The 21,124-nt window shown below is 40.1% G+C and carries 17 protein-coding genes; 11 read left to right on the top strand and 6 right to left on the bottom strand.

The annotated features are described in order from the left end of the window. Nucleotides 1-117 precede the first annotated feature (117 nt). Nucleotides 118-1,332 (top strand): aromatic amino acid transport family protein, encoded by a 1,215-nt coding sequence (locus tag J1G47_RS06715; protein ID WP_010786762.1) that lies wholly within the window; start codon nucleotides 118-120, stop codon nucleotides 1,330-1,332. 147 nt (nucleotides 1,333-1,479) lie between these two features. Next, nucleotides 1,480-2,697: an aromatic amino acid transport family protein gene (locus J1G47_RS06710; protein ID WP_010786763.1), complete on the top strand. Its 1,218-nt coding sequence runs from the start codon at nucleotides 1,480-1,482 to the stop codon at nucleotides 2,695-2,697. Between the two features lie 141 nt (nucleotides 2,698-2,838). Here the strand turns inward: J1G47_RS06710 and smrB are convergent, their stop codons facing one another. Then, complete coding sequence (gene smrB / locus J1G47_RS06705; RefSeq protein WP_005714346.1) at nucleotides 2,839-3,369, bottom strand: endonuclease SmrB; 531 nt, start codon at nucleotides 3,367-3,369, stop codon at nucleotides 2,839-2,841. A gap of 86 nt (nucleotides 3,370-3,455) precedes the next feature. Here smrB and prmB point away from each other — a divergent pair, with 86 nt between their 5' ends. The 4 genes from prmB to J1G47_RS06685 all read left to right on the top strand — a co-directional run bounded on the left by prmB (nucleotide 3,456) and on the right by J1G47_RS06685 (nucleotide 10,121). Next, entirely contained in the window at nucleotides 3,456-4,400 is a 945-nt protein-coding gene (gene prmB, locus J1G47_RS06700) for a 50S ribosomal protein L3 N(5)-glutamine methyltransferase (RefSeq protein ID WP_010786764.1), read from the top strand. 113 nt (nucleotides 4,401-4,513) lie between these two features. Beyond that, nucleotides 4,514-5,536 carry an HTH-type transcriptional repressor PurR gene (gene purR / locus J1G47_RS06695; RefSeq protein ID WP_005714341.1) on the top strand — a complete coding sequence of 341 codons (1,023 nt, stop codon included), beginning with the start codon at nucleotides 4,514-4,516 and terminating at the stop codon, nucleotides 5,534-5,536. Nucleotides 5,537-5,546: 10 nt separating this feature from the next. After that, nucleotides 5,547-6,143, top strand: a complete 597-nt coding sequence (locus J1G47_RS06690; protein WP_005714340.1) for a DedA family protein — start codon at nucleotides 5,547-5,549, stop codon at nucleotides 6,141-6,143. A gap of 612 nt (nucleotides 6,144-6,755) precedes the next feature. Further along, the gene (locus J1G47_RS06685) at nucleotides 6,756-10,121 is read left to right on the top strand and encodes an ESPR-type extended signal peptide-containing protein (protein WP_207326528.1); all 3,366 of its coding nucleotides are present in this window, start codon (nucleotides 6,756-6,758) and stop codon (nucleotides 10,119-10,121) included. A 109-nt stretch (nucleotides 10,122-10,230) separates the two neighbouring features. On the opposite strand, the gene J1G47_RS06680 is transcribed toward J1G47_RS06685, so the two are convergent. The 3 genes from J1G47_RS06680 to J1G47_RS06670 all read right to left on the bottom strand — a co-directional run bounded on the left by J1G47_RS06680 (nucleotide 10,231) and on the right by J1G47_RS06670 (nucleotide 14,303). Beyond that, a complete protein-coding gene (locus tag J1G47_RS06680; RefSeq protein WP_234924149.1) occupies nucleotides 10,231-10,758 on the bottom strand; it encodes an IS256 family transposase, variant Zn-binding type in 528 nt (175 codons plus the stop codon). Between the two features lie 363 nt (nucleotides 10,759-11,121). Beyond that, entirely contained in the window at nucleotides 11,122-12,213 is a 1,092-nt protein-coding gene (gene mltA, locus J1G47_RS06675) for a murein transglycosylase A (protein ID WP_207326527.1), read from the bottom strand. 110 nt (nucleotides 12,214-12,323) lie between these two features. Further along, nucleotides 12,324-14,303, bottom strand: coding sequence for an exoribonuclease II (locus tag J1G47_RS06670; RefSeq protein ID WP_207326526.1), 1,980 nt, complete (start codon nucleotides 14,301-14,303; stop codon nucleotides 12,324-12,326). Between the two features lie 190 nt (nucleotides 14,304-14,493). Here J1G47_RS06670 and J1G47_RS06665 point away from each other — a divergent pair, with 190 nt between their 5' ends. The 3 genes from J1G47_RS06665 (at nucleotide 14,494) to nadS (ending at nucleotide 16,375) form a co-directional block, all read left to right on the top strand. Continuing rightward, nucleotides 14,494-15,591, top strand: coding sequence for an ISAs1 family transposase (locus J1G47_RS06665; RefSeq protein ID WP_207326525.1), 1,098 nt, complete (start codon nucleotides 14,494-14,496; stop codon nucleotides 15,589-15,591). 141 nt (nucleotides 15,592-15,732) lie between these two features. Continuing rightward, on the top strand, nucleotides 15,733-16,098 hold the full coding sequence (locus tag J1G47_RS06660; RefSeq protein ID WP_207326524.1) for a type II toxin-antitoxin system RelE/ParE family toxin: 366 nt from the start codon (nucleotides 15,733-15,735) through the stop codon (nucleotides 16,096-16,098). Beyond that, nucleotides 16,079-16,375, top strand: a complete 297-nt coding sequence (nadS, locus tag J1G47_RS06655) for a NadS family protein (protein WP_021115782.1) — start codon at nucleotides 16,079-16,081, stop codon at nucleotides 16,373-16,375. The genes J1G47_RS06660 and nadS overlap by 20 nt, the downstream gene beginning before the upstream one ends. A 57-nt stretch (nucleotides 16,376-16,432) precedes the next feature. On the opposite strand, the gene J1G47_RS06650 is transcribed toward nadS, so the two are convergent. Both J1G47_RS06650 and J1G47_RS06645 read right to left on the bottom strand, forming a co-directional pair. Next, nucleotides 16,433-17,095 (bottom strand): Fic family protein, encoded by a 663-nt coding sequence (locus tag J1G47_RS06650; protein WP_160415330.1) that lies wholly within the window; start codon nucleotides 17,093-17,095, stop codon nucleotides 16,433-16,435. A 79-nt stretch (nucleotides 17,096-17,174) separates the two neighbouring features. Continuing rightward, on the bottom strand, nucleotides 17,175-17,963 hold the full coding sequence (locus J1G47_RS06645; RefSeq protein ID WP_005714049.1) for an enoyl-ACP reductase FabI: 789 nt from the start codon (nucleotides 17,961-17,963) through the stop codon (nucleotides 17,175-17,177). Nucleotides 17,964-18,205: 242 nt separating this feature from the next. On the opposite strand from J1G47_RS06645, the gene rlmE reads away from it, so the two are divergent. Beyond that, entirely contained in the window at nucleotides 18,206-18,832 is a 627-nt protein-coding gene (gene rlmE / locus J1G47_RS06640; RefSeq protein ID WP_160427610.1) for a 23S rRNA (uridine(2552)-2'-O)-methyltransferase RlmE, read from the top strand. A 73-nt stretch (nucleotides 18,833-18,905) separates the two neighbouring features. Then, on the top strand, nucleotides 18,906-20,834 hold the full coding sequence (gene ftsH / locus J1G47_RS06635; RefSeq protein WP_021119093.1) for an ATP-dependent zinc metalloprotease FtsH: 1,929 nt from the start codon (nucleotides 18,906-18,908) through the stop codon (nucleotides 20,832-20,834). The last annotated feature ends 290 nt before the right edge of the window (nucleotides 20,835-21,124 follow it).

The following is a 21,124-nucleotide window of genomic DNA, read 5'->3' as shown; positions in this document are numbered from 1 at the left end:
TTTTTGTAAAAGAAAGTTTACTATTTAGAAATATTTTTCTATTCCGTGTGATTTTTCTAGCTAAATTCTGTATTTTAATTAAAATATGCGTGTTCATTTTTATTGACAGGTAATTGTATGAAAAACAAAACATTAGGAAGTACCTTAATTGTTGCAGGTACGACAATCGGGGCTGGAATGCTTGCTATGCCTTTGACATCGGCAGGTATCGGCTTTGGTTTTACATTTTTACTTTTGGTTGCACTTTGGTTGTTACTTTGCTTTAGTGCCTTATTATTCGTTGAAGTGTATCAAACTGTGGACAGTGACGCAGGGCTTGGTACTTTGGCAGAAAAATATTATGGCCCTTTCGGGCGTATAGTTTCAACAACCGTTTTAATTGTATTTCTTTACGCTATTTTATCCGCTTATGTATCAGGCGGAAGCTCGATTCTTGCCGCCTTTTTACCGACAATTATTGATGCCGAAACTACTACACGTATTTCAGGTGTAATTTTTACCGTGGTATTTGGGATATTTATTATTTTAGGTACGACCAGTGTTGATGCGGTAAATCGTTTATTATTTACCACGAAAATCCTCGCTTTTATCTTGGTGTTATTCTTACTGTTGCCAAAAGTGTCTATTGATAACTTAATGGCAATGCCTATTGATAATGCACTGTTAATTTCAGCAAGTCCAATTTTCTTTACCGCATTTGGTTTCCACGGTTCAATTCCAAGTTTGAACAAATATTTAGAAGGCAATGTGAAAGCGTTGCGTATTTCTATTGTTGTGGGTACATCCATTCCGTTAGTTGCCTACATTTTATGGCAATTGGCAACGCACGGCGTATTAACTCAAACAGAATTTTTACAAATTTTAGAAAAAGATCCGACATTAAACGGTTTGGCTGAAGCGGCTAGACAAATTACAGGTAGTTCAATTATTGGTGCAATGGTGCGAATTTTCTCGGTATTAGCTTTGATCACTTCATTCTTAGGTGTGGCACTTGGTCTATTTGAAGCATTAGAAGATCTTTTAAAACGTGTAAATATAAATGCAGGAAGAGTGAGTTTAGGTGCATTAACCTTTATTCCGCCAATGTTATTTGCCTTCTTCTATCCACAAGGCTTTATTGCAGCTCTAGGCTATGCTGGGCAAATGTTTGCTTTCTATGCGATTGTGTTACCAATTGCAATGGTTTGGAAATTACGTCGTCAAAATCTAAATTTACCATATCAAGTAAAAGGTGGTTCTATTTCCCTATTACTCGCTTTAGTTATTGGGGTATTTATCGTGATGGTACCATTTTTGATTGAAAGTGGATGGCTACCAAAAGTGGTTGGATAATTTGTTGAATAGCAAGTACAAAAATTAAGTCATTTTGCATTATGAAAAAATACACTGAGTGTAATTATTTTTTTACATTGAGAATTTTTCGTTACGTTTTGATTTTGTTTTGCTAGAATGCCTAGGATTTTTATTTCAGGAGTTTTTATGAAAAATAAAATTTTAGGCAGTGCCTTAATGATTGCAGGCACAACCATTGGGGCAGGAATGTTAGCAATGCCATTAACTTCCGCAGGAATGGGCTTTGGAATGACGTTGGTATTGTTAGTGGGATTATGGTTGCTTCTCACCTACACTGGATTACTGTTTATGGAAGTCTATCAGACCGCTGCACAGCAAGACGTTGGGGTAGCAACCCTTGCTGAACAGTATTTTGGAATGCCTGGTCGCGTATTAGCGACAGTGAGCCTACTTGTGCTACTTTATGCACTTTTAGCTGCCTACATTACAGGCGGTGGCTCTCTTGTTTCAGGATTATTACCTGAAATGGGAGAAGGTGATACCACCTTAAAAGTCGGCATTTTGCTTTTCACCTTTATTTTAGGTGCGTTTGTTGTCGTAGGCATTAAAGGGGTAGACGGTTTAACTCGTGTCCTTTTTATCGGTAAAATCGTTGCATTTGTATTTGTGCTGTTAATGATGTTTCCAAAAGCAAAATTAGAAAACTTAACAGCAGTGCCACTAGATAACTTATTAGTTATTTCAGCGATCCCGATTTTCTTCACCTCTTACGGCTTCCACGTTATTATGGGTAGTATCAATAGCTACCTTGATGCGGATATTCGTAAAATTAGAATTGCGGTGATTATCGGTACAGTGATCCCTCTCGGTGCTTATTTACTATGGCAATTAGCAACACACGGCGTATTAAGCCAAGGCGAATTTGTCACCTTATTAAACCAAGATCCAACCCTAAATGGCTTAGTTAAAGCAACAAGTCAAATTACAGGCAGTACCATTTTAGGCGAGATGGTGCGTATTTTCTCAGCGTTGGCTTTAATCACCTCCTTCTTAGGGGGAGCAATGGGTATTTTTGAAGGGGTTGGCGATTTACTAAAACGTGTAAACTTGCCAGCAAATCGAGCGATTTTAACACCTTTAACCTTTATCCCACCGCTTGCATTTGCCTTATTCTATCCAAATGGCTTTATTGCAGCCTTAGGTTATGCAGGTTTACTCTTTGCTTTCTACGGATTAATTTTACCTATCGGTTTAGTGTGGAAAGCTCGCCAAGCACACCCTAACTTACCTTACCGTGTAGCAGGCGGTTCGATCGGTTTAATTTTGGCTTTCATTATGGGTATTGTGATTATTGTTATCCCATTCCTAATGCAAAACGGTATTTTACCTACTGTTGCTGGTTAGAGGTATATTGCTTAGGTTTCTATTCTGCACCTTAGTTAATTGGTAAAGCCAAACCTCTTTGGGGTGCAGATCCATATCAGGTTCCTTTAATTTTGTCTCTATGCCTTTATTGGAATATTCTTAGGGTAAAAAGACAGCTTCTTATCGTTTTTTATCTAATTTTTCTGGTTGCTCAATTAAAATTAGAATGGCGGAGTTACCGCCCCATTCTCTTGGCGCTTGATGTAACGCAATCACTTTCGGGTGTTGAACAAGCCAACGGGGGATTTGGTATTTCAACGCCCTTGTGCCATAGCCTGTCATAATGCTGGCACAATAAATCCCTTCTCGCTCACAAGCTAAAATTAAACTCGCCAGCTCTTTTTTGGCATTTTCTTTGGTTAAACCGTGTAAATCTAAAAAGAGTTCAGGGTGAAAGTCACCACGACGAAGCTGTTTTAAAATATAAGGATCAACATCTTCCCGACGGTATTTCACTTTATCATTTTCTTCAGTTAATAACGGCTCATATTCATCGGAAAAATAGAACAATGTATCCGCTTTTTCTTTTAATTCTCGGATCTCATTGATTTTTTTACGCGGCTCAACTTTAGGAACAAAAGTATCTTGTTTGATTTTCTTTGTTCCCTTAATCGCTTCTCGAAACAAAGCCAATTCATCATTTTCTAACATAATCTTTCCTTTTAAATTAATCAGCCCATTCTAACACAAAGGGAAATATGGTATAAAACGGCAATTTTTCAAAATAGGTATTAAATATGTACGAACATAACCTTGAACTTCTTGATGAAATCGCTTCATCGCCTGTCGCTGACGATCTCGCTACTATTTTAGATATGATGCGTTGGGCATACAGCTATTTTAACGCCTCTGATCTCTATTACGGACACGGACACGACAATGCGTGGGACGAAGCCAATCAACTGGTTTTAACCGCCCTTGCATTGCCAATGGACGTGCCAGAAACACTCTATGCTTCACGCTTAACCCGTGTAGAAAAAGAACGTATTGTTGAAATGGTCGAGCAACGTTTAGGCTTACGCAAACCCGTTGCTTACTTAACAAATTCTGCGTGGTTCTCTGGCTTAGAGTTTTACGTTGATGAACGAGTGATAGTGCCACGTTCCCCTATTGGTGAATTAATTCAACAGGGTTTTACGGGGATCTTACGAGCTGAACCAAAACGTATTTTAGATATGTGTACAGGAAGTGGCTGTATTGCGATTGCTTGTGCCGACAAATTTCCGAATGCGGAAATTGATGCAGTTGATCTCTCTGTTGATGCGTTAAATGTAGCTGAAATCAATATTGAACGACACAATATGGCTCATCGGGTATTCCCATTCCAATCAGATCTGTTCGACGATCTACCACAAGATCGCTATGATTTAATCGTGACCAATCCGCCTTATGTTGATCAAGAAGACTTAGACGATATGCCAGAAGAATTTCACCACGAACCCGAAATGGCATTAGGTTCGGGGGCGGATGGCTTGGATATTACCAAACGCATTTTAGCTCAAGCGGCAGATTTCTTATCCGATAACGGTGTATTAGTCTGCGAAGTGGGTAACAGTATGGTACATTTAATTGAACAATTCCCAAGCGTGCCATTCCACTGGCTTGAATTTAAAAATGGCGGATTAGGGGTGTTTAGTTTGACCCGTGAGCAGTTAGTGGCGAATAGACATTTATTCTTTTAACTCATCGGGTTGTTATATTTCCTGTATTTTAGTACGTATATAAAGATTAAATTCAGTAATTTTTAGAAAATTTTCGTTATAATAGAACCCAATTTTTATTAGGAGGAATATCCATGGCTACCATCAAAGATGTTGCTAAATTGGTTGGGGTTTCAACTACTACTGTTTCTCACGTTATTAATAAAACTCGCTTTGTTGCAGAAGATACAACAAAAGCTGTGTGGGAAGCGATTGCCAGCCTAAATTACTCGCCTAGTGCCGTTGCTCGAAGCTTAAAAGTGAATACAACAAAATCAATCGGTATGATTATTACAACGAGCGAAGCCCCGTACTTTGCGGAAATTGTGCTTGCCGTTGAGGAATACTGCTATCGTCAAGGTTATTCACTCTTTTTATGTAATACTCAAAATGATGCGGAAAAAGTGCAAAACCATTTAGATATGTTAATTAAAAAACGGGTTGATGGCATTTTGGTAATGTGTTCCGAATATACGGAAAATTCCTTGGCGTTATTTAATGGTACGAATGTGCCGATGGTGGTTATGGATTGGGGCCCGAATGATGGTAAGAGTGACCGTATTATAGACCACTGCCTTGATGGTGGTTATATGGCAACCAAACATTTAATTGACAACGGACATCGTGATATTGCGATTATTGCGGGTTATCTTTATAAAACAACCGCCAAAGCCCGTTATGATGGTTTTGTCAAAGCAATGACGGAAGCAGGTCTATTGATCCGCAAAGAGTGGATTTTTGAAAATGACTTTCAGCCTGAAGGCGGTTACGAAAGTATGAATAATTTGCTCAATCAGGATAAGTTACCCACCGCTGTGATCTGTGGTTGTGACGCAATGGCGTTAGGTGTGATTTCAGCCATTACAGAAAAAGGGCTTTCTGTTCCGCAGGATATTTCCGTGATTGGCTATGACAATATCCATAGTTCACGTTTCTATGCACCGCCTTTGACAACCATTCATCAATCTAAAACACGCTTAGGGCAAATGGCAATTGATACCTTATTAGAGCGTATTCAACAGCATAATGAGCAACCGTCTGAGCCTGTTACTCCTAAAGTATTGGAATTTTATCCAGAATTAGTGGTGCGTAGTTCGGTTCGCAACCTAAATCAATAAGGACGTTAAAATGGAACTATTAATTGAGTTTTTCAGTAGCTATGGTTATTGGGCAGTATTTCTAGTCTTACTCGCCTGTGGCTTTGGTTTGCCTATTCCTGAAGATATCACATTAGTGTCTGGTGGGGTGATTTCTGGTTTAGGATACACCAATGTTCATTGGATGTTGTTTGTCAGTATGCTGGGCGTATTAGTGGGCGACAGTACCATGTACTGGTTGGGTCGTATTTACGGCGAGAAGATTTTGCAATTTCCTCTTATTCGCCGTATTGCAACCCCAGAACGCTTCGCAACAGTACAGGAACGCTTTGAAAAACAGGGCTGGAAATTGCTTTTTGTAGCACGTTTTTTACCTGGTCTTCGTGCTGTGGTGTATCTGGTTTCGGGTATCACACGCCGAGTAACCTTTACTCGCTTTGTGTTAGTGGATTTCTTTGCTGCCATTATTTCTGTACCAATTTGGGTCTATTTAGGGGACTTCGGTGCAAAGAACCTAGACTGGCTACATCAACAAATTCAAAAAGGACAGATGGCAATTTGGCTTATGTTATTGATTGGCGTAGCCATTGTATTTTGGAAATGGAAAAAGTCTCATAAAGTAAATTGAAAAACATAAAAAAAGCCCCTATAACAGGGGCTACTCGGAAAGCAAATTTGTGATTTGGGTTATTGGACATAACACTTATTTTTGTTGCTGTAAGATTACATCAATTTTTTGAGTTTTTCAAATTTTAGGCATAGTAGACAAAAGTGTTGGTAAAAAGTGGGCTAAAGCCTTATAGCACAAGGCTTTAAGCTCACTTTTTGAAATATGAACAAAAAACTGTCCTTTTTGCCTTAAGAACAATATCCAAAAATATCACTGTTCCATTAGAACTATTCAACGTTATATTGAAAAATCCCCCAAAGCTAAATTAATTCCTTTACAACAAACCTATCTCAATATTATTGCAGACGTGACCTTCTTTGGTCGTGAATTTGGTGTATTAGTTTTAATAGATACCTTATCTAAATCACCGCTTTCATTAGATTTCCGCCTATTATTTCTAACTTTTATTGATAAACGTTGAAAAATTCTTGTTATTTTATTCTTAGTTTTGTGTAACTCTTGTTTTTTTTTTTTTTTTTTTACAATAGCGTGCGGGGACATTTGTGCATCCTGAAAATGTAAATAAAGGTTTACGATGTTTTATTAGGAAAAACAGTAGAGAAGATTATTATGAATAAAATATTTAGAGTTATTTGGAGTCATGCTCAACAGGCTTGGGTGGTTGTATCTGAGTTAGTAAAGTCTCATACCAAAACATCCGCTTGCACGGATAAAAGAGCTCAAGTATGCACCTCAGATTATTTTTTAGATAAACAGCAAGATAAATTTAAATTAAGTCTTTTAAGTCTAGTATTACTAGGTATATTTTTTAGTCCACCGGCAGGTTCAGCTGCATATTTTCAAGGTGGTGCTAGTGCATCGGTTAATGGATCTGACGATGGTACTATTGGTATTGGTCAAGGGAGTAAGGCTTCGCATGGTGCTATTGCTATCGGTCAGTATTCAAAAGCTGAAGGTAGGCATAATATTGCGATAGGTTATGATGCAAATACAGGAACACACAACAACTCTATTACGATAGGCAACAATACTGTAGGAAATGGGGAGAATGTAGTTGTCATCGGGACTAGCTCAAAAGCGGGAGGGAGATCTGTTGTCTTAGGCGGACAAGCCGAAGGGACAACTACTCAAACAGTTGTAATAGGTAACCTTGCTAAAGCAAGTGCGTCACAATCTATTGCTATTGGGGCAGATGCCAAAGCGGAGGGGTATGGCTCCATATCAATCGGTGGAGATGATTTAGATCAAACGGATTATCACGCTAATAATGCTAATAATGGAAGCTCCCGCCGCACAACAACTGCGAAAGGTAAAGCCTCTGTTGCTATTGGGGGTCTGTCTTTGGCTACGGGCGACGGTTCTACTGTTTTAGGTCCTTTAGCATCTGCAAGTGATGTTGAAGGCATTGCTATCGGTGCGAGAAGTAAGTCTACCAATGAGTACGGTATTGCGGTTGGTGGTGGTGCAACTGCTGGAAAAAACGCCGTTGCTGTTGGTAGGGAGTCGAACGGTGGTGGGACAGATTCCATTGCGATAGGTAATTCTGCGAAAACAACAGGGGCAGACTCTGTTGTTGTGGGTGCCAATATCAATGTGACAGATGGACAATTAGTGGCAATTGGATACCAAGCAAGTGCTAAAAGTCATTCTACTGCCTTGGGTTATAAAGCCTCTGCCGGTGGTACGCACTCTGTTGCTGTGGGTGAAAGTGCCATGATAAATGATGCTGCTGCTAGAGCAACCGCACTTGGTAATAATACCGTTGTCACCGTGGGTGGCGGTGTGGCATTGGGTTATGGATCAAGAGCAGAAACGCAAGGGGGTATTGAAGGAGCAAAACAAACTTATTCTGTGACAAAGGGAGAAAACACTGCTAATAACGGCTTTAAATCTACAGAAAGTGTTGATAACAATCCTAATCCTATTCCTATTGGTGCGGTTTCTGTGGGTAATGACAACATCAAACGCCAAATCGTCAATGTGGCGGCTGGTAAAGAATTAACCGATGCGGTAAACGTGGCACAGCTTAAATCGCTCACCATGCAAATAGGAAGCGATAACGGCGGTAGTGGCAAGGTAGGCATTTGGGGTGGTACGCTGAAAGTAGTGGGTACAAGCGGTGAGATTAAGACTTCCGCAAGCGGTGATACCATCACATTGAAATTAGATGATATGTTGAAGAAAAAAATTGATAAGATTGACGATTTAGGTTGGAAACTTAAAATTGCTCAGGGAATGGGGGGTGAAGCAATAAATCCACCTGCGGAACATCTTATCAAAATGGACAAGACCGTAACCTTTACCGCTGGAAATAATATTAAATTAGAACAAAAGGACGGAAATATTACGATTTCTACGATTATTGGTAAGTTAATTACAAAGACTGAAAGCCTAGCAGATGGTGGTTTGAAAATTACTTATACAGATAATTCGCATGACATTATCAAGAAAGGTGAAAAAGGAGATCGTGGCGAAAAAGGTCCAAAAGGCGATAGAGGAGAAACTGGCTCTGCGGGTCCAGCGGGTCCAGCAGGTGCTCAAGGTCCAGTAGGTCCTGCGGGTCCAGTAGGTCCAACTGGACCACGAGGTACACCTGGTCCTGCAGGACCAAAAGGAGAGGCAGGAGCAGCTGGACCTAAGGGTGAGAAAGGTGATCCAGGACCAAAAGGCGAAGCTGGTTCAACAGGTCCAACGGGGCCTGCTGGTCCAAAAGGCGATCCAGGACAAGCGGGTCCAAAAGGAGATACAGGTCAGAAAGGTGAAACTGGCCCTGCGGGTCCAGCGGGTCCAGCAGGTGCTCAAGGTCCAGTAGGTCCTGCGGGTCCAGTAGGTCCAACTGGACCACGAGGTACACCTGGTCCTGCAGGACCAAAAGGAGAGGCAGGAGCAGCTGGACCTAAGGGTGAGAAAGGTGATCCAGGACCAAAAGGCGAAGCTGGTTCAACAGGTCCAACGGGGCCTGCTGGTCCAAAAGGCGATCCAGGACAAGCGGGTCCAAAAGGAGATACAGGTCAGAAAGGTGAAACTGGCCCTGCGGGTCCAGCGGGACCTAAGGGTGAACCGGGTCCTAAAGGTGAACAAGGTATTCCAGGACCTGCGGGTCCAACGGGACCTAAGGGTGACAAAGGTGATACGGGTCCAGCAGGACCACAAGGCCCTGCGGGTCCAACGGGACCACAAGGACCTACGGGTCCAACGGGATCACAAGACCCTGCGGGTCCAACTGGAAATTCGGAATTAAAAGGCATTACGTCGATTGCCAATGGTAACGACGCCACCCAGGCGAATGGGGCTAAGATTACCTTGTCTGCAGGTTCTACAGATAAAACAGTTAATGTTAATGATGCGAAAATTACCAATGTGGCGGCTGGTACAGCAGATACTGATGCGGTAAATGTGAGCCAGTTAAATACTAAGGCAGCAGCCGCAAGAACTGAGGTTGAAGCGGGTAAAAATGTGAAAGTGACTTCAAAAACGGGGGCAAATGGTCAGAATATTTACAATGTGAGCGTGTCTGGAGATTTAAGCGACATTACTTCAATTAGTAATGGCGATACCAAAGTATCTTTAGGTAAAGATAAGCAAGGAAATCCAGTTGTAAATATGAATGGTGCCAGAATTACCAACGTTGGAGATGGTAGTGCTGAGGGCGATATTGTGAATGTGCGTCAGCTCAACAAAGTGGTTTCTTCTGTGAATACAGGATTTAATCAATTATCAAGAGATATTGGTCGTGTTGATGTTAATGCAAGAGCGGGTATTGCTTCTGCTGGGGCGATGGCTAATTTGCCACAAATTTCTTTACCAGGTAAAAGTGCTATTTCTGTTTCTAATGCACAATATCGCGGGCAATCTGCCTATGCTATAGGTTATTCCAGAATTTCTGATAATGGCAAATGGCTTATTCGAGCGTCTGTTAGCAGTAATACTCAGCGGGATACTATGATTGGAGGAGGGGTAGGTTTTGTGTGGTAATCTAGCACCTATAAATTAGAATTTCATGCTCAATGCCATTGTTATTTTAACAATGGCATTGTTTGGCATAGTAGACAAAAGTGTTGGTTTTAATTATTTTCCCTAATTATCACCAACTCTTTTTATTTAAAAAATCCTTTATAAACATAATCTTATGCTTTTTCGTTAATCCGCTATGAACCGATAATTTCTGCTTCAGTTCTTTAAATAACCCTTCCAACCGATTTGTTGTTTTTTCTATATTTAAGTGAGAATATTCTTCAAAGGTGAATAAATATTTCATATAGTATTTTAAACTAGCATAAGCCCCTCTTACATTACGGTGTTTATAAGGAAAATAGCCTTTCTCATTGGGATATTCAGACCGTTCATTTAAAAACGCTTTATGTTTTAAATACCATTGATGTAATCTCAAATAAAATTCATTTTTGTGGCTTTCTTTTAGCGTTTTTACAATAATCTTTAATTCTTTACCCGCTTGTGATTGATGTTTTTTTCTTAATTTTCTCATCACAATGGCGACCATATGGAAGTGGCACATTTGAATTGGGGGATTGAATAAATCCTTTAACAGCCCTCTACGCCCATCATTTGTAATGGATTGAATCCTATAGCCTTTTTCTCGAAGTATGTTCAATGCGAGCTTATAATAGAGGTCTTTTTCTGTTTTTACGACACGATGATAAACGACTTTTTATAGGTTTGTTTTCCTATTGTGTAATCAGTCCAAATATCTATTGGATTTAATTTCTTTGTGAAAGAAAAAGTTTTATGACAGGACGAACAAAAGTATCTCTATTATTTTTCTTTCCATACTTTTGGATATTGTTCTTAAGGCAAAAAGGACAGTTTTTTGTTCATATTTCAAAAAGTGAGTTAAAGCCTTGTACTATAAGGCTTTAGCCCACTTTTTACCAACACTTTTGTCTACTATGCCAAATTTTATTTGCATAAAAACATAATTTTTTTATTTTTATGATAAAAATCAAATTTTATGTTCCTAATTTAGTAGCCAAGCTCTGCCATAATGTTTCATATGACCTGCTTTTTGTCCTGCTTGATGTCCAATTCCTTGATAAAGGTCGAAATGTTGTCCCTTCACTGCGCCCCCAACATCTAATGCTACCATTAGGCGGAATTCATGGCGACCATTCCAGTTACCATTGTGATCAAGGATAGGCATCTCAATTAATAATACACTTCCTGTTGGAATGAGGCGCTTATCTGATGCAACTGATGCTAAAGGAACTAATGGGACTCTTGCTGATCCTTTTACTTCTAGTGTTGGATCTCGGCGGAAGTACACAAAAGAATTATTTCTTTCCAGTAGTGACTGCAATCTGTGAGGATTTTCTTTACTCCATTTACGAATTGCTTGAATAGAGATATTCTCTTTCGCTATTTCTCCATCTTCTACTAACAAACGACCGATACTGGTGTAAGCATAGCCATTTTTATCACCGTAGGCTAAATGATGTAGCCTACCACCACCGATATCAACAAAGCCACTACCTTGTACTTCCATCAAAAAGTTTTCCAGCATTGAATTAGTATAAGCCAATTCTAAACCTTTGCCAGCCAGCGCACCGCGGTAAATTTGAGCCCTTGAGTATTTCTTATTCCCTTTAGGAATTGCATAAAGAGGATGATGAAATTCACCTTCTGGACGTATTCTTGCTGGGATTACAGGGATATAATAGCCTGTCATCAGTACATTTTGGTACCCATCCTGCCCTCGCATTTGTTGAATTTGGACTCCGTAATGTTTTAAATCTTTAATTTTTCCTCCATGGGATAACCAAGTAAAGAGCTTATTATATGTTTTTACATGATGCTTCATTAGGTTAGTTGAATGGTTTTGAATATGAGCAAGTTGTTGTAAAAAATCCTTTTGATTAACAATGTTATTATTTATCTGAATATCCGATATATTCACTAATGGTACATTAGATGGAATAAATTTACGTTGGTGAAATTTAGCTCCTAATTTTGTTATTTCTGTATTAGGCTGCTCGGATATTTTTGTAGAACAAGCAGTAAATAATGTTAGGGTGCTAAGTAAAATTATTTTTAAATAAGTTTTATAAAACATATTTGTTCCCTTAAAAATATATATCAGGTAAAACTTTTTCTTACCTGATGTTCATAAAAGTGTCATAAAAGACAGAGGAGAGTAATCATGGAAATAGTTTTGAATCTTATTTAGATTAAAACGTCACCCACAACCGATCTTGTTTCTACACGAACTTCTTTAAGTTTCACTTTCACCGCTTGCCCGATTTGGTAAGCCTTCTCGCCTTTGATGTAGAGTGCAATCTCTTCTGGGCTAAATAACATTTCTTCTTTGTTATTATGCAGAGTTGAGAATGGAACAAAAACCGAAGCTCCATTCTCAATGACTTTAACACGCAAGCCACCACGAGAAACATCTTGAATTTCGCCGTCAAATTCTACGTTTTGTTCTACCATTGGCGCAAGATAACGGGCATAGAGCCAGTCGGCAATATCACGTTCAACCATACGATTTTGCTTACGAGCTTCTTGTAAGCGAGTTAAAACGGTTTCTTCGACAGGTTTTGCTGTTTGATTTGCAAGAACTTGTTTAATTAAACGATGATTGACCATATCGCCGTATTTACGAATTGGCGATGTCCAAGTTGCATAATGGCTGATACCTAAACCTAAATGCGGAGCTGATGTTGCTTTAAATTCAGCAAAAGTTAAATAGCGACGTAACCGCATTTCTAAGAAATTTTCAGGGAATTGCTCAATATCACGACGCATTTCGCAATAGCCTTCAAGGGTACTTAAACGCTCAGGGGAGTAGCGTTCAGATAAACTCTCTCTATTTTCATCATTGGAAAGCGTATCCAGTAAGAATTTGCGAGCAGGCTCTAGGTTTTTGCTATCAAAACCTGAGTGGGTATTAAATACGCCTGTGTGTGCATATTTATCTAAAAACTGTGCGGCACAGATGTTGGCAATAATCATTGCCTCTTCGATCATTTGGTTAGCGATACGGCGATATTCAATGTGAATTGCTTTGACTGCGCCGTCTTCAGCTAACTCAAAGCTGTAATCGCCTTGCTCTTTAAATAGCAATGCATTTTTGCTACGCCAGTCGATACGAGCAAGGGTAAATTGATACAACCAGTCGATTTGCTGTGCGGTTTCTGCATAGTCTGGTGTCCAGTGATTTTCGACTTTTTCGAGATAATCAGACACTTCGTCATAGACCAAACGAGCTTTAGATTGAACCCAAGCTGACACAAAGCGAGCTTCACCTACCACATTACCGCTTAAATCTGTTTCAATATAGCCGACTAACGCAGGGCGTTTTTCATTCGGCACGAGAGAGCAAAGATCATCGGACAGCTCCCGTGGCAACATCGGAATGTTAAAACCAGGGAGGTAGTTGGTGAAACAGCGTTGGCGAGCCGCTTTTTCAATCGCGGATTGCTCAGGAATGTAAGCGGTCGGATCGGCAATTGCAACGACTAAACGCCAGCCTGTTTGCGTACCGTTTTCGCTAATCGGCTCAACATATAACGCATCGTCCATATCTTTAGTGCTGGCACTGTCAATGGTTGTAAAATAGAGATGAGTGAGATCTTCTCGCTCAATCTGATCGTGTAGCGCATAGCTTTTTTCATTCGCAACAGGTTCACGAGGCTGTTCGTGGCGAGCTAAAGTTACCCACCACGGCGCGAAATTATCGTCCGCTTTACAGATAAATTGCGTGACTTGAGCAAAGAAAAAGCGATCATCACGAAGAGGGTGTGTTTTCAACTGTGCCACCACCCAGTCGCCATTTTCAAGGGTTTCTGTGACTTTTTTCTGCGTATTGGCTGGAATAAAGTTATTGATACTTGGGTGATCAACGGCTAATTGCAATTTCCCGTCTTTGTTAAAACGCACTTGAGCGATAAAACGTTCTAACATTGGCTCTAATAACGAGTCAATTTCAACTTGCTCTTTATCTCTGTCACGCTTTACAACGGCTTTGACTTTGTCGCCGTGCATCACTTTTTTCATTTCTGCAGGAGGAATGAAATAGCTATTTTTCTCACATTCTAAAAAGCCATAACTTTTATCTGACGTTTTTACAACGCCTTCAACATATTCTTTGCTTGCTTCAATCTGTTGTTTTAATTGAGCTAATAGGGGGTTATTTTGGAACATAGTTTCTCGTGTTGATAAAAATAAAAAGCGGTGCGTAATGCACCGATATAATTGGAAAATTATAGCGGATTTCAGGCAGGCTGTCTGAGAAATTTATGATTTTTTCGATCGCTATCCAGGGCAAGATCGCATCTTTCTCAAATTTATGATCTAATACACCTTAATTATCCATATCAAATCAGGTTGTAAAATGAGCGTTTTTCGTTTTTTTGAAAATTTATCCGACCCACGAGCCTATAATCAAAAACACCACTTTTTAGACATCGTTTTTCTCGTCGTCAGTGCCGTGATTTCGGGGGCAAACAGCTGGACTGAAATCAAACTTTTTGGCGAATTACATTTGGATTGGTTGCGAAAATATCGTCCTTTTGAGTGTGGCATTCCTGTCGATGATACTATCGCTCGTGTAATAAAACGCATTGAGCCACAAGCGTTTAATGAGGTTTTTCTTAATTTTATCAATGAGATACGCACACAACAAGGACGTGAGGTGATTGCGATTGATGGCAAGACACTTCGTCATAGTTTCAATCCGGAAACCCAAAGTGCTTTGCACAGTGTGACGGTGTGGAGCCAGTCTCGTGGTTTGATTTTATCGCAGAAAAAATCCTCGGGTAAGCAAAATGAGCAGCAGGCAGTGATGGAAATTATCGATAGTTTTTGCTTAAAAAATGCCGTTATAACGGTGGATGCGATGAATACACAGAAGAAAATTGCCGAGAAAATCATCGAAAAGAAAGGGGATTATGTGATGCCGTTGAAGAAAAATCACCGTCAATTTCAGTCGGAAGTGGAGGTGTATTTTCACAAAATCAGCCGAGATTGCCCTGAAATGCTTGAGACGTATGAGGAGGTAAATGCGGAACGTAGTCGAATTGATGAGCGTTACTACCGTAAGCTGAAAGTGAGTGATTGGCTGAGCAAAGCGGAGGAATGGAAGGGGATAAAATCGGTGTTGGAGGTGTGTCGCAAGCGGTCAGATAATGGCAAAGAATCACAAGAAAAAGTCTTTTATATCAGTAGTTTGGATGTTGATATTCAAATATTGGCGAAGTGCGTGCGAGGGCATTGGGAAGTGGAAAACAAAGCCCATTGGGTGCTAGATGTGGTCTATAAAGAAGACGAATGTGCTGTGACCGATGAATGGGGTGCGGAAAATCTGGCAATTTTGCGTCGATTAGCGTTGAACTTGGCTCGATTACACCCGAAAAAGCAGAGTATGAAAGGGAAATTGACCGCTGCCGGTTGGTCAGATGAATTTCGAGATGAGCTGTTGCTCGGCGTGTAGGTTGAAAAATGGACAACATATGCGGTTGCCCTGGATCGCTATCGAAAAAATAACAAAGCAAGCTAGCCAAAATATTTTTATGCCTTAGTCTATAAAAGAGCTGAAAAGTTGTACTGTGTACGTTATACTAAGGTTGTTTGAATGGAAACAGAAGAATGTCTTACTTTTATTGAAACCAAAATCTTTGAAGAAGACCGAAAAGCATTGATGTCTGATGATGAATATCAGAAATTTCAGGCTTATTTATTGGAATCTCACGAATTAGGCGATTTTATTCAGAATACGGGTGGTTGCAAAAAAATTCGCTGGAAACTAGAAAGCAATAATAAGGGCAAGAGTGGCGGTGTTCGTGTTATTTATTATGTATGGAGTACTAAGGGTAGAATTTACCTTATTACGATGTATAGCAAAAGTGAAAAAGATAATTTGAATGAAAAAGAAAAAGCGATAATGCGTACCGTTGTAGCTAAATTAACAGGAGAAAATAATGGAAAAGAAATTATTTGATCGCCTTATTCAAGGTTTAGAAGAAATGGTCGCCATTGAAAAAGGCGAGATAGAAGTACCACCACATCGTATTCATATCCATAAAATCCCGAATGTTAAAGCGATTAGAACCCTGCATCAGATGAAACAAGCAGAATTTGCTTCCCTTTTAGGGGTAAGCCAAAACCTTGTGCAGTCGTGGGAAATCGGCAGACGAACGCCAAATGGTGCGGCACGGAAATTGCTTGCGATTATTGAGCAACAGCCTAATCTTGTCCCTGTACTTCAGAATTTATAATACTTTGTAAGCGGTGAGATTTGATGATTTTTTTGCAAGTGGTTTGCTAACGACATCTTATTCATATCGTCCGCTCGCTGCCAGTTTGCGTAAGAAGTTCATCATAGGTTCCATTTTATTGGTATCGTAAAATCTAGTCATTTTACGATCATAGCTGCGCTTTAAACGAGCTGGGATACTTACAACAGCTAAGCCGTTTGTGAGTAAGAAACCGTTCATCATCAATTGCGCAGTACGCTTATTTCCGTCATAGAAAAATTGATGTCTGGCACATTGCAAGAAAAGCCAAAAGGCTTTGTCGTGAGTGTTTAAATCAAGCTGATGAAAATCATTGAACATTTGAGTAAAAATATCATCTAAATATTCCGCTTTCGGTGGCGTATATTTTTCAACCCCTGCGATATAAACTTGCCCTGTTCGGAAACTACCGACCATTAAGGCTTCATTTTCTGCCACAATTTGATTGAAATGAATGAAATTTTCTTTGGTCAGTGTAAAGGTATTTTGAGCGATTTGTGAACGCAACTCTTCCCAAGCATGAGAAACTCGTAGAACTTGTTCTTGATCGGAGAGTTTACGACCGCCTACGGTGATACCGTCTAGCAATGTTTTCACTTCGCTATAAGTATAAGGATTACCCTCCAATTTAGTCATATTATAAACCAGTTCAGAGTGCATTCTTGTTGAACTGAATAAGGCTTTTTTTTGTTCGTTTGTCATTCCAAATCGTCTCTTAAAGGTAAAAAGGCAGGAAAACCCCGCCCTTATTCGTAGATGAAAATAGTCTTTTGATGAATTATTACTCTTCGCCCAACTCACCCATTGCAGTAATGCTAAAGCCTGCATCAACGTGTAACACTTCACCGGTTACGCCTGAAGCAAGATCAGAACATAAGAATGCGGCTGAGTTGCCTACATCTTCAATTGTTACAGTACGACGTAATGCTGCGGTTTGTTCGAATGCTGCAAGCATTTTCTTGAAGTTTTTGATGCCTGATGCAGCAAGCGTACGAATTGGACCTGCAGAGATCGCATTAACACGGATACCTTCTTTACCTAAATCCGCTGCCATTACGCGAGTTGCGGCTTCAAGTGATGCTTTGGCTAAACACATAACGTTGTAGTTAGGGATCGCACGTTCTGCACCTAAGTAAGAAAGGGTTAATAATGCAGCATCTTTGTTTAAGAATGGACGTGCGGCTTGTGCCATCGCTACAAAGCTATATGCACTGATGTCGTGAGCAATGCGGTAACCTTCACGGGTTGCCGCATTTACATAGTCGCCATCTAATTGATCACCTGGTGCAAAGGCGATTGCGTGAACAAAACCGTCAAATTTTTCCCATTTTTTGCTTAATTCTGCAAAGCAGTTTGTGATACTTTCATCGGTTGCTACATCTAACGGTAATACGATGTCTGAACCAAACTCTTTGGCAAACTCTTCAACGCGTGGTTGAAGTTTGTCGTTTAAATAGGTAAAGGCTAATTCTGCACCTTGTGCTTTCATTGCTTTTGCAATACCGTAAGCAATCGAACGGTTGCTTGCTAAACCTGTTACTAAAATACGTTTTCCAGCTAAAAAGCCCATAAATCTGTCCTCTGTTTAAATAAAAATATGATGCCAAAACGGCAAAAATTGTGGTGATTATAACGAAAAATTAGGGGGGCGAGCAAATATAAGCGGTCAGATCCGAGCTGTTTTTTGCAAATTCCATCATTTCGCCACAAAATTTTAACTTTTCCCTTGAAATCAGCCATTTCACCCTTATTATAGAGGGAAATTTTTTATAGATTTACATTTTGTTGTTTAATTGAATATTAGAGTAGAGAATGGGTAGAAAACGCAGTGCAAGTTCATCTCGTTGGCTTGCAGAACATTTCAAAGATCAATTCGTTCAAAAGGCACACAAGCAAAAACTTCGTTCCCGTGCCTATTTTAAATTAGATGAAATTCAACAAACTGACCGCTTGTTTAAACACGGTATGACAGTAGTGGATTTAGGGGCTGCGCCAGGTGGATGGTCTCAATACGTTGTCACGAAAATTGGTGATAAAGGGCGTGTGATAGCTTGTGATATTTTGGATATGAACCCGATTGTCGGGGTCGATTTTTTGCAGGGCGATTTCCGTGAGGAAAGCGTTCTAAATGCGTTGTTAGAGCGAGTAGGGGAAGGAAAAGTTGATGTGGTGATGTCAGATATGGCTCCAAACTTTAGCGGTATGCCTTCTGTGGATATTCCTCGTGCGATGTATTTGGTTGAATTAGCGTTAGATATGTGCCGTCAAGTGTTAGCACCAAAAGGCAGTTTTGTTGTCAAAGTGTTTCAAGGGGAAGGGTTTGATGATTATTTGCGTGAAATTCGTTCATTATTTAACGTAGTAAAAGTGCGTAAACCTGAGGCTTCTCGTGATCGTTCTCGTGAAGTTTATATTGTGGCGACTGGTTATAAAGGATAATGTAGCTTATCCTGTAAAATTATAGTAATCTTAACAAGTTTTTGATTAAAAAGGGGTACAAACCTTGAACGATATGTTTAAAAATATTTTGCTTTGGGCGGTAATTGGTATTACGTTGATGACGGCTTTCCAAGGCTTTGAAAGCAATTTTAATAGTGCGAATACGGTGGAATATTCGACTTTTATTGACGATCTGAAACAAAATCGCCTCAGAGAAGTGAATTTTAAGAGTAACAATGAAACGATTACTGTGGCAAAGGTTGATGGTTCAGAATATCAAACGGTAATGCCGATGTATGACCGTGATTTGTTAAATGATCTCTTAAATAAAAACGTCAAGGTAATTGGTGAACCTGCAGAACGTCGTGGATTGTTATCGCAAATTTTGATTTCTTGGTTTCCGATGATTATGCTCATTGGCTTCTGGGTGTTCTATATGCGTCAGATGCAAGGCGGTGGCGGTCGTGGTGCGATGGGCTTTGGTAAGAGCAAGGCAAAAATGATTGCCCCTGATCAAATCAAAACACGTCTTACTGATGTGGCAGGTTGTGATGAAGCAAAAGAGGAAGTCGCTGAGGTTGTGGACTTCTTGCGTGATCCAACAAAATTCCAAAAATTAGGCGGACGTATTCCAAAAGGGATTTTGATGGTAGGTCCTCCTGGTACGGGTAAAACCTTGTTAGCTAAAGCGATTGCAGGGGAAGCAAATGTGCCGTTCTTTACAATGGCTGGTTCAGATTTCGTTGAAATGTTTGTTGGTGTAGGTGCTTCTCGTGTGCGTGATCTCTTCGATCAAGCGAAGAAAAATGCCCCTTGTATTATCTTTATTGATGAGATTGATGCGGTCGGTCGTAAGCGTGGCGGTGCTGGTTTTAGTGGTGGTCACGATGAGCGTGAACAGACCCTAAACCAAATGCTTGTAGAAATGGACGGTTTTGAGGGTAGTGAAGGTATTATTATTATCGCTGCGACTAACCGTGCAGATGTGCTTGATAACGCCTTAACTCGTCCAGGTCGTTTTGACCGCCAAGTGACGGTAGATCTACCGAATGTGAAAGGGCGTGAGCAGATTTTGAAAGTACATATGAAAAAAGTACCGCTTGCAGCAGATGTAGATCCGATGGTTGTTGCTCGTGGTACCCCTGGTTATTCAGGTGCTCAGCTTGCTAACCTTGTGAATGAAGCTGCGTTATTTGCAGCTCGTCAAAATAAACGTGTTGTAACAATGGACGATTTTGAGAAAGCTCGAGATAAAATCAATATGGGGCCAGAACGTCGTTCAAATACAATGACGGAAAAAGAGATTATCAATACGGCTTATCACGAAGCGGGACACGTGATTGTAGGTTATTTAATGCCAGAACACGATCCACTGAATAAAGTGACCATTGTACCTCGTGGGCAAGCATTAGGTTTTGCACAGTTTTTACCTGAGGGAGATCGTGTTAGTGAAACCTTTACTAAATTAGAAAGCCAACTTTCTACCTTATTTGCAGGGCGTATCGCTGAGGGCATTATTTTTGGTGAAGATAAAATTACCACAGGAGCTTCATCAGATATTCACCGTGCGACACAAATTGCAAGAGCAATGGTAACGCAATGGGGCTTTTCAAAAGAGCTAGGGCCATTGTTCTATCAAAATGAAGATGGAATGGGGGCAATTAAGGGCGTTTCCGAAGCGTCGCAAAAATTGATTGACCAAGAGATGCGTAAAATCATTGATCGTAATTATGAGCGAGCGAAACAAACATTGTTGGATAATATCGACATCTTACACGCAATGAAAGATGCGTTATTAAAATATGAAACGCTTGATCGCAAGCAAATTGATGATTTAATGAACCGCAGACCTGTTGGTGAACCATCAGGCTGGAGCAATTCGGGGAACGATGATGAAGATAAAGCATCAACGGTTCAAGATGATAAACCTGAAGAAAAATCTGTGGATAATCAGGATTTAGGCGATGCAGTTGCAAGCCGAGAAGCAGAAGGCAAACTGTAGTTTTCTAATAAAGGCAGAGGGTATCTTCTGCCTTTATTATTCTCAAATTGTATTATCTTTCGGCATAGTAGACAAAATCGTTGCTGGTTCAGTAAAAACTATGCCCTTTAAAAAAGCCCTTGTGGTTCGCCGTCGTCAGCTTGTCGATATGCGAGTAGCAGAGCTAAATCGTTTGCAACAAAGCCACGAAACCCAGTTGGATGTTGAATAACTTTTTTGTGTGTGAACACAGTTGCTACGAAAACATTTGGCATAATAGACCAAAATGTTGGTGATAATTAAAGGAAATA

The sequence above is a fragment of the Glaesserella parasuis genome, assembly GCF_017352235.1.
Classification (GTDB): Bacteria; Pseudomonadota; Gammaproteobacteria; order Enterobacterales; family Pasteurellaceae; genus Glaesserella; species Glaesserella parasuis.
The sequence above is the reverse complement of the archived record's forward strand: the minus strand, read 5'-3'. Positions and strand labels throughout refer to the sequence as shown.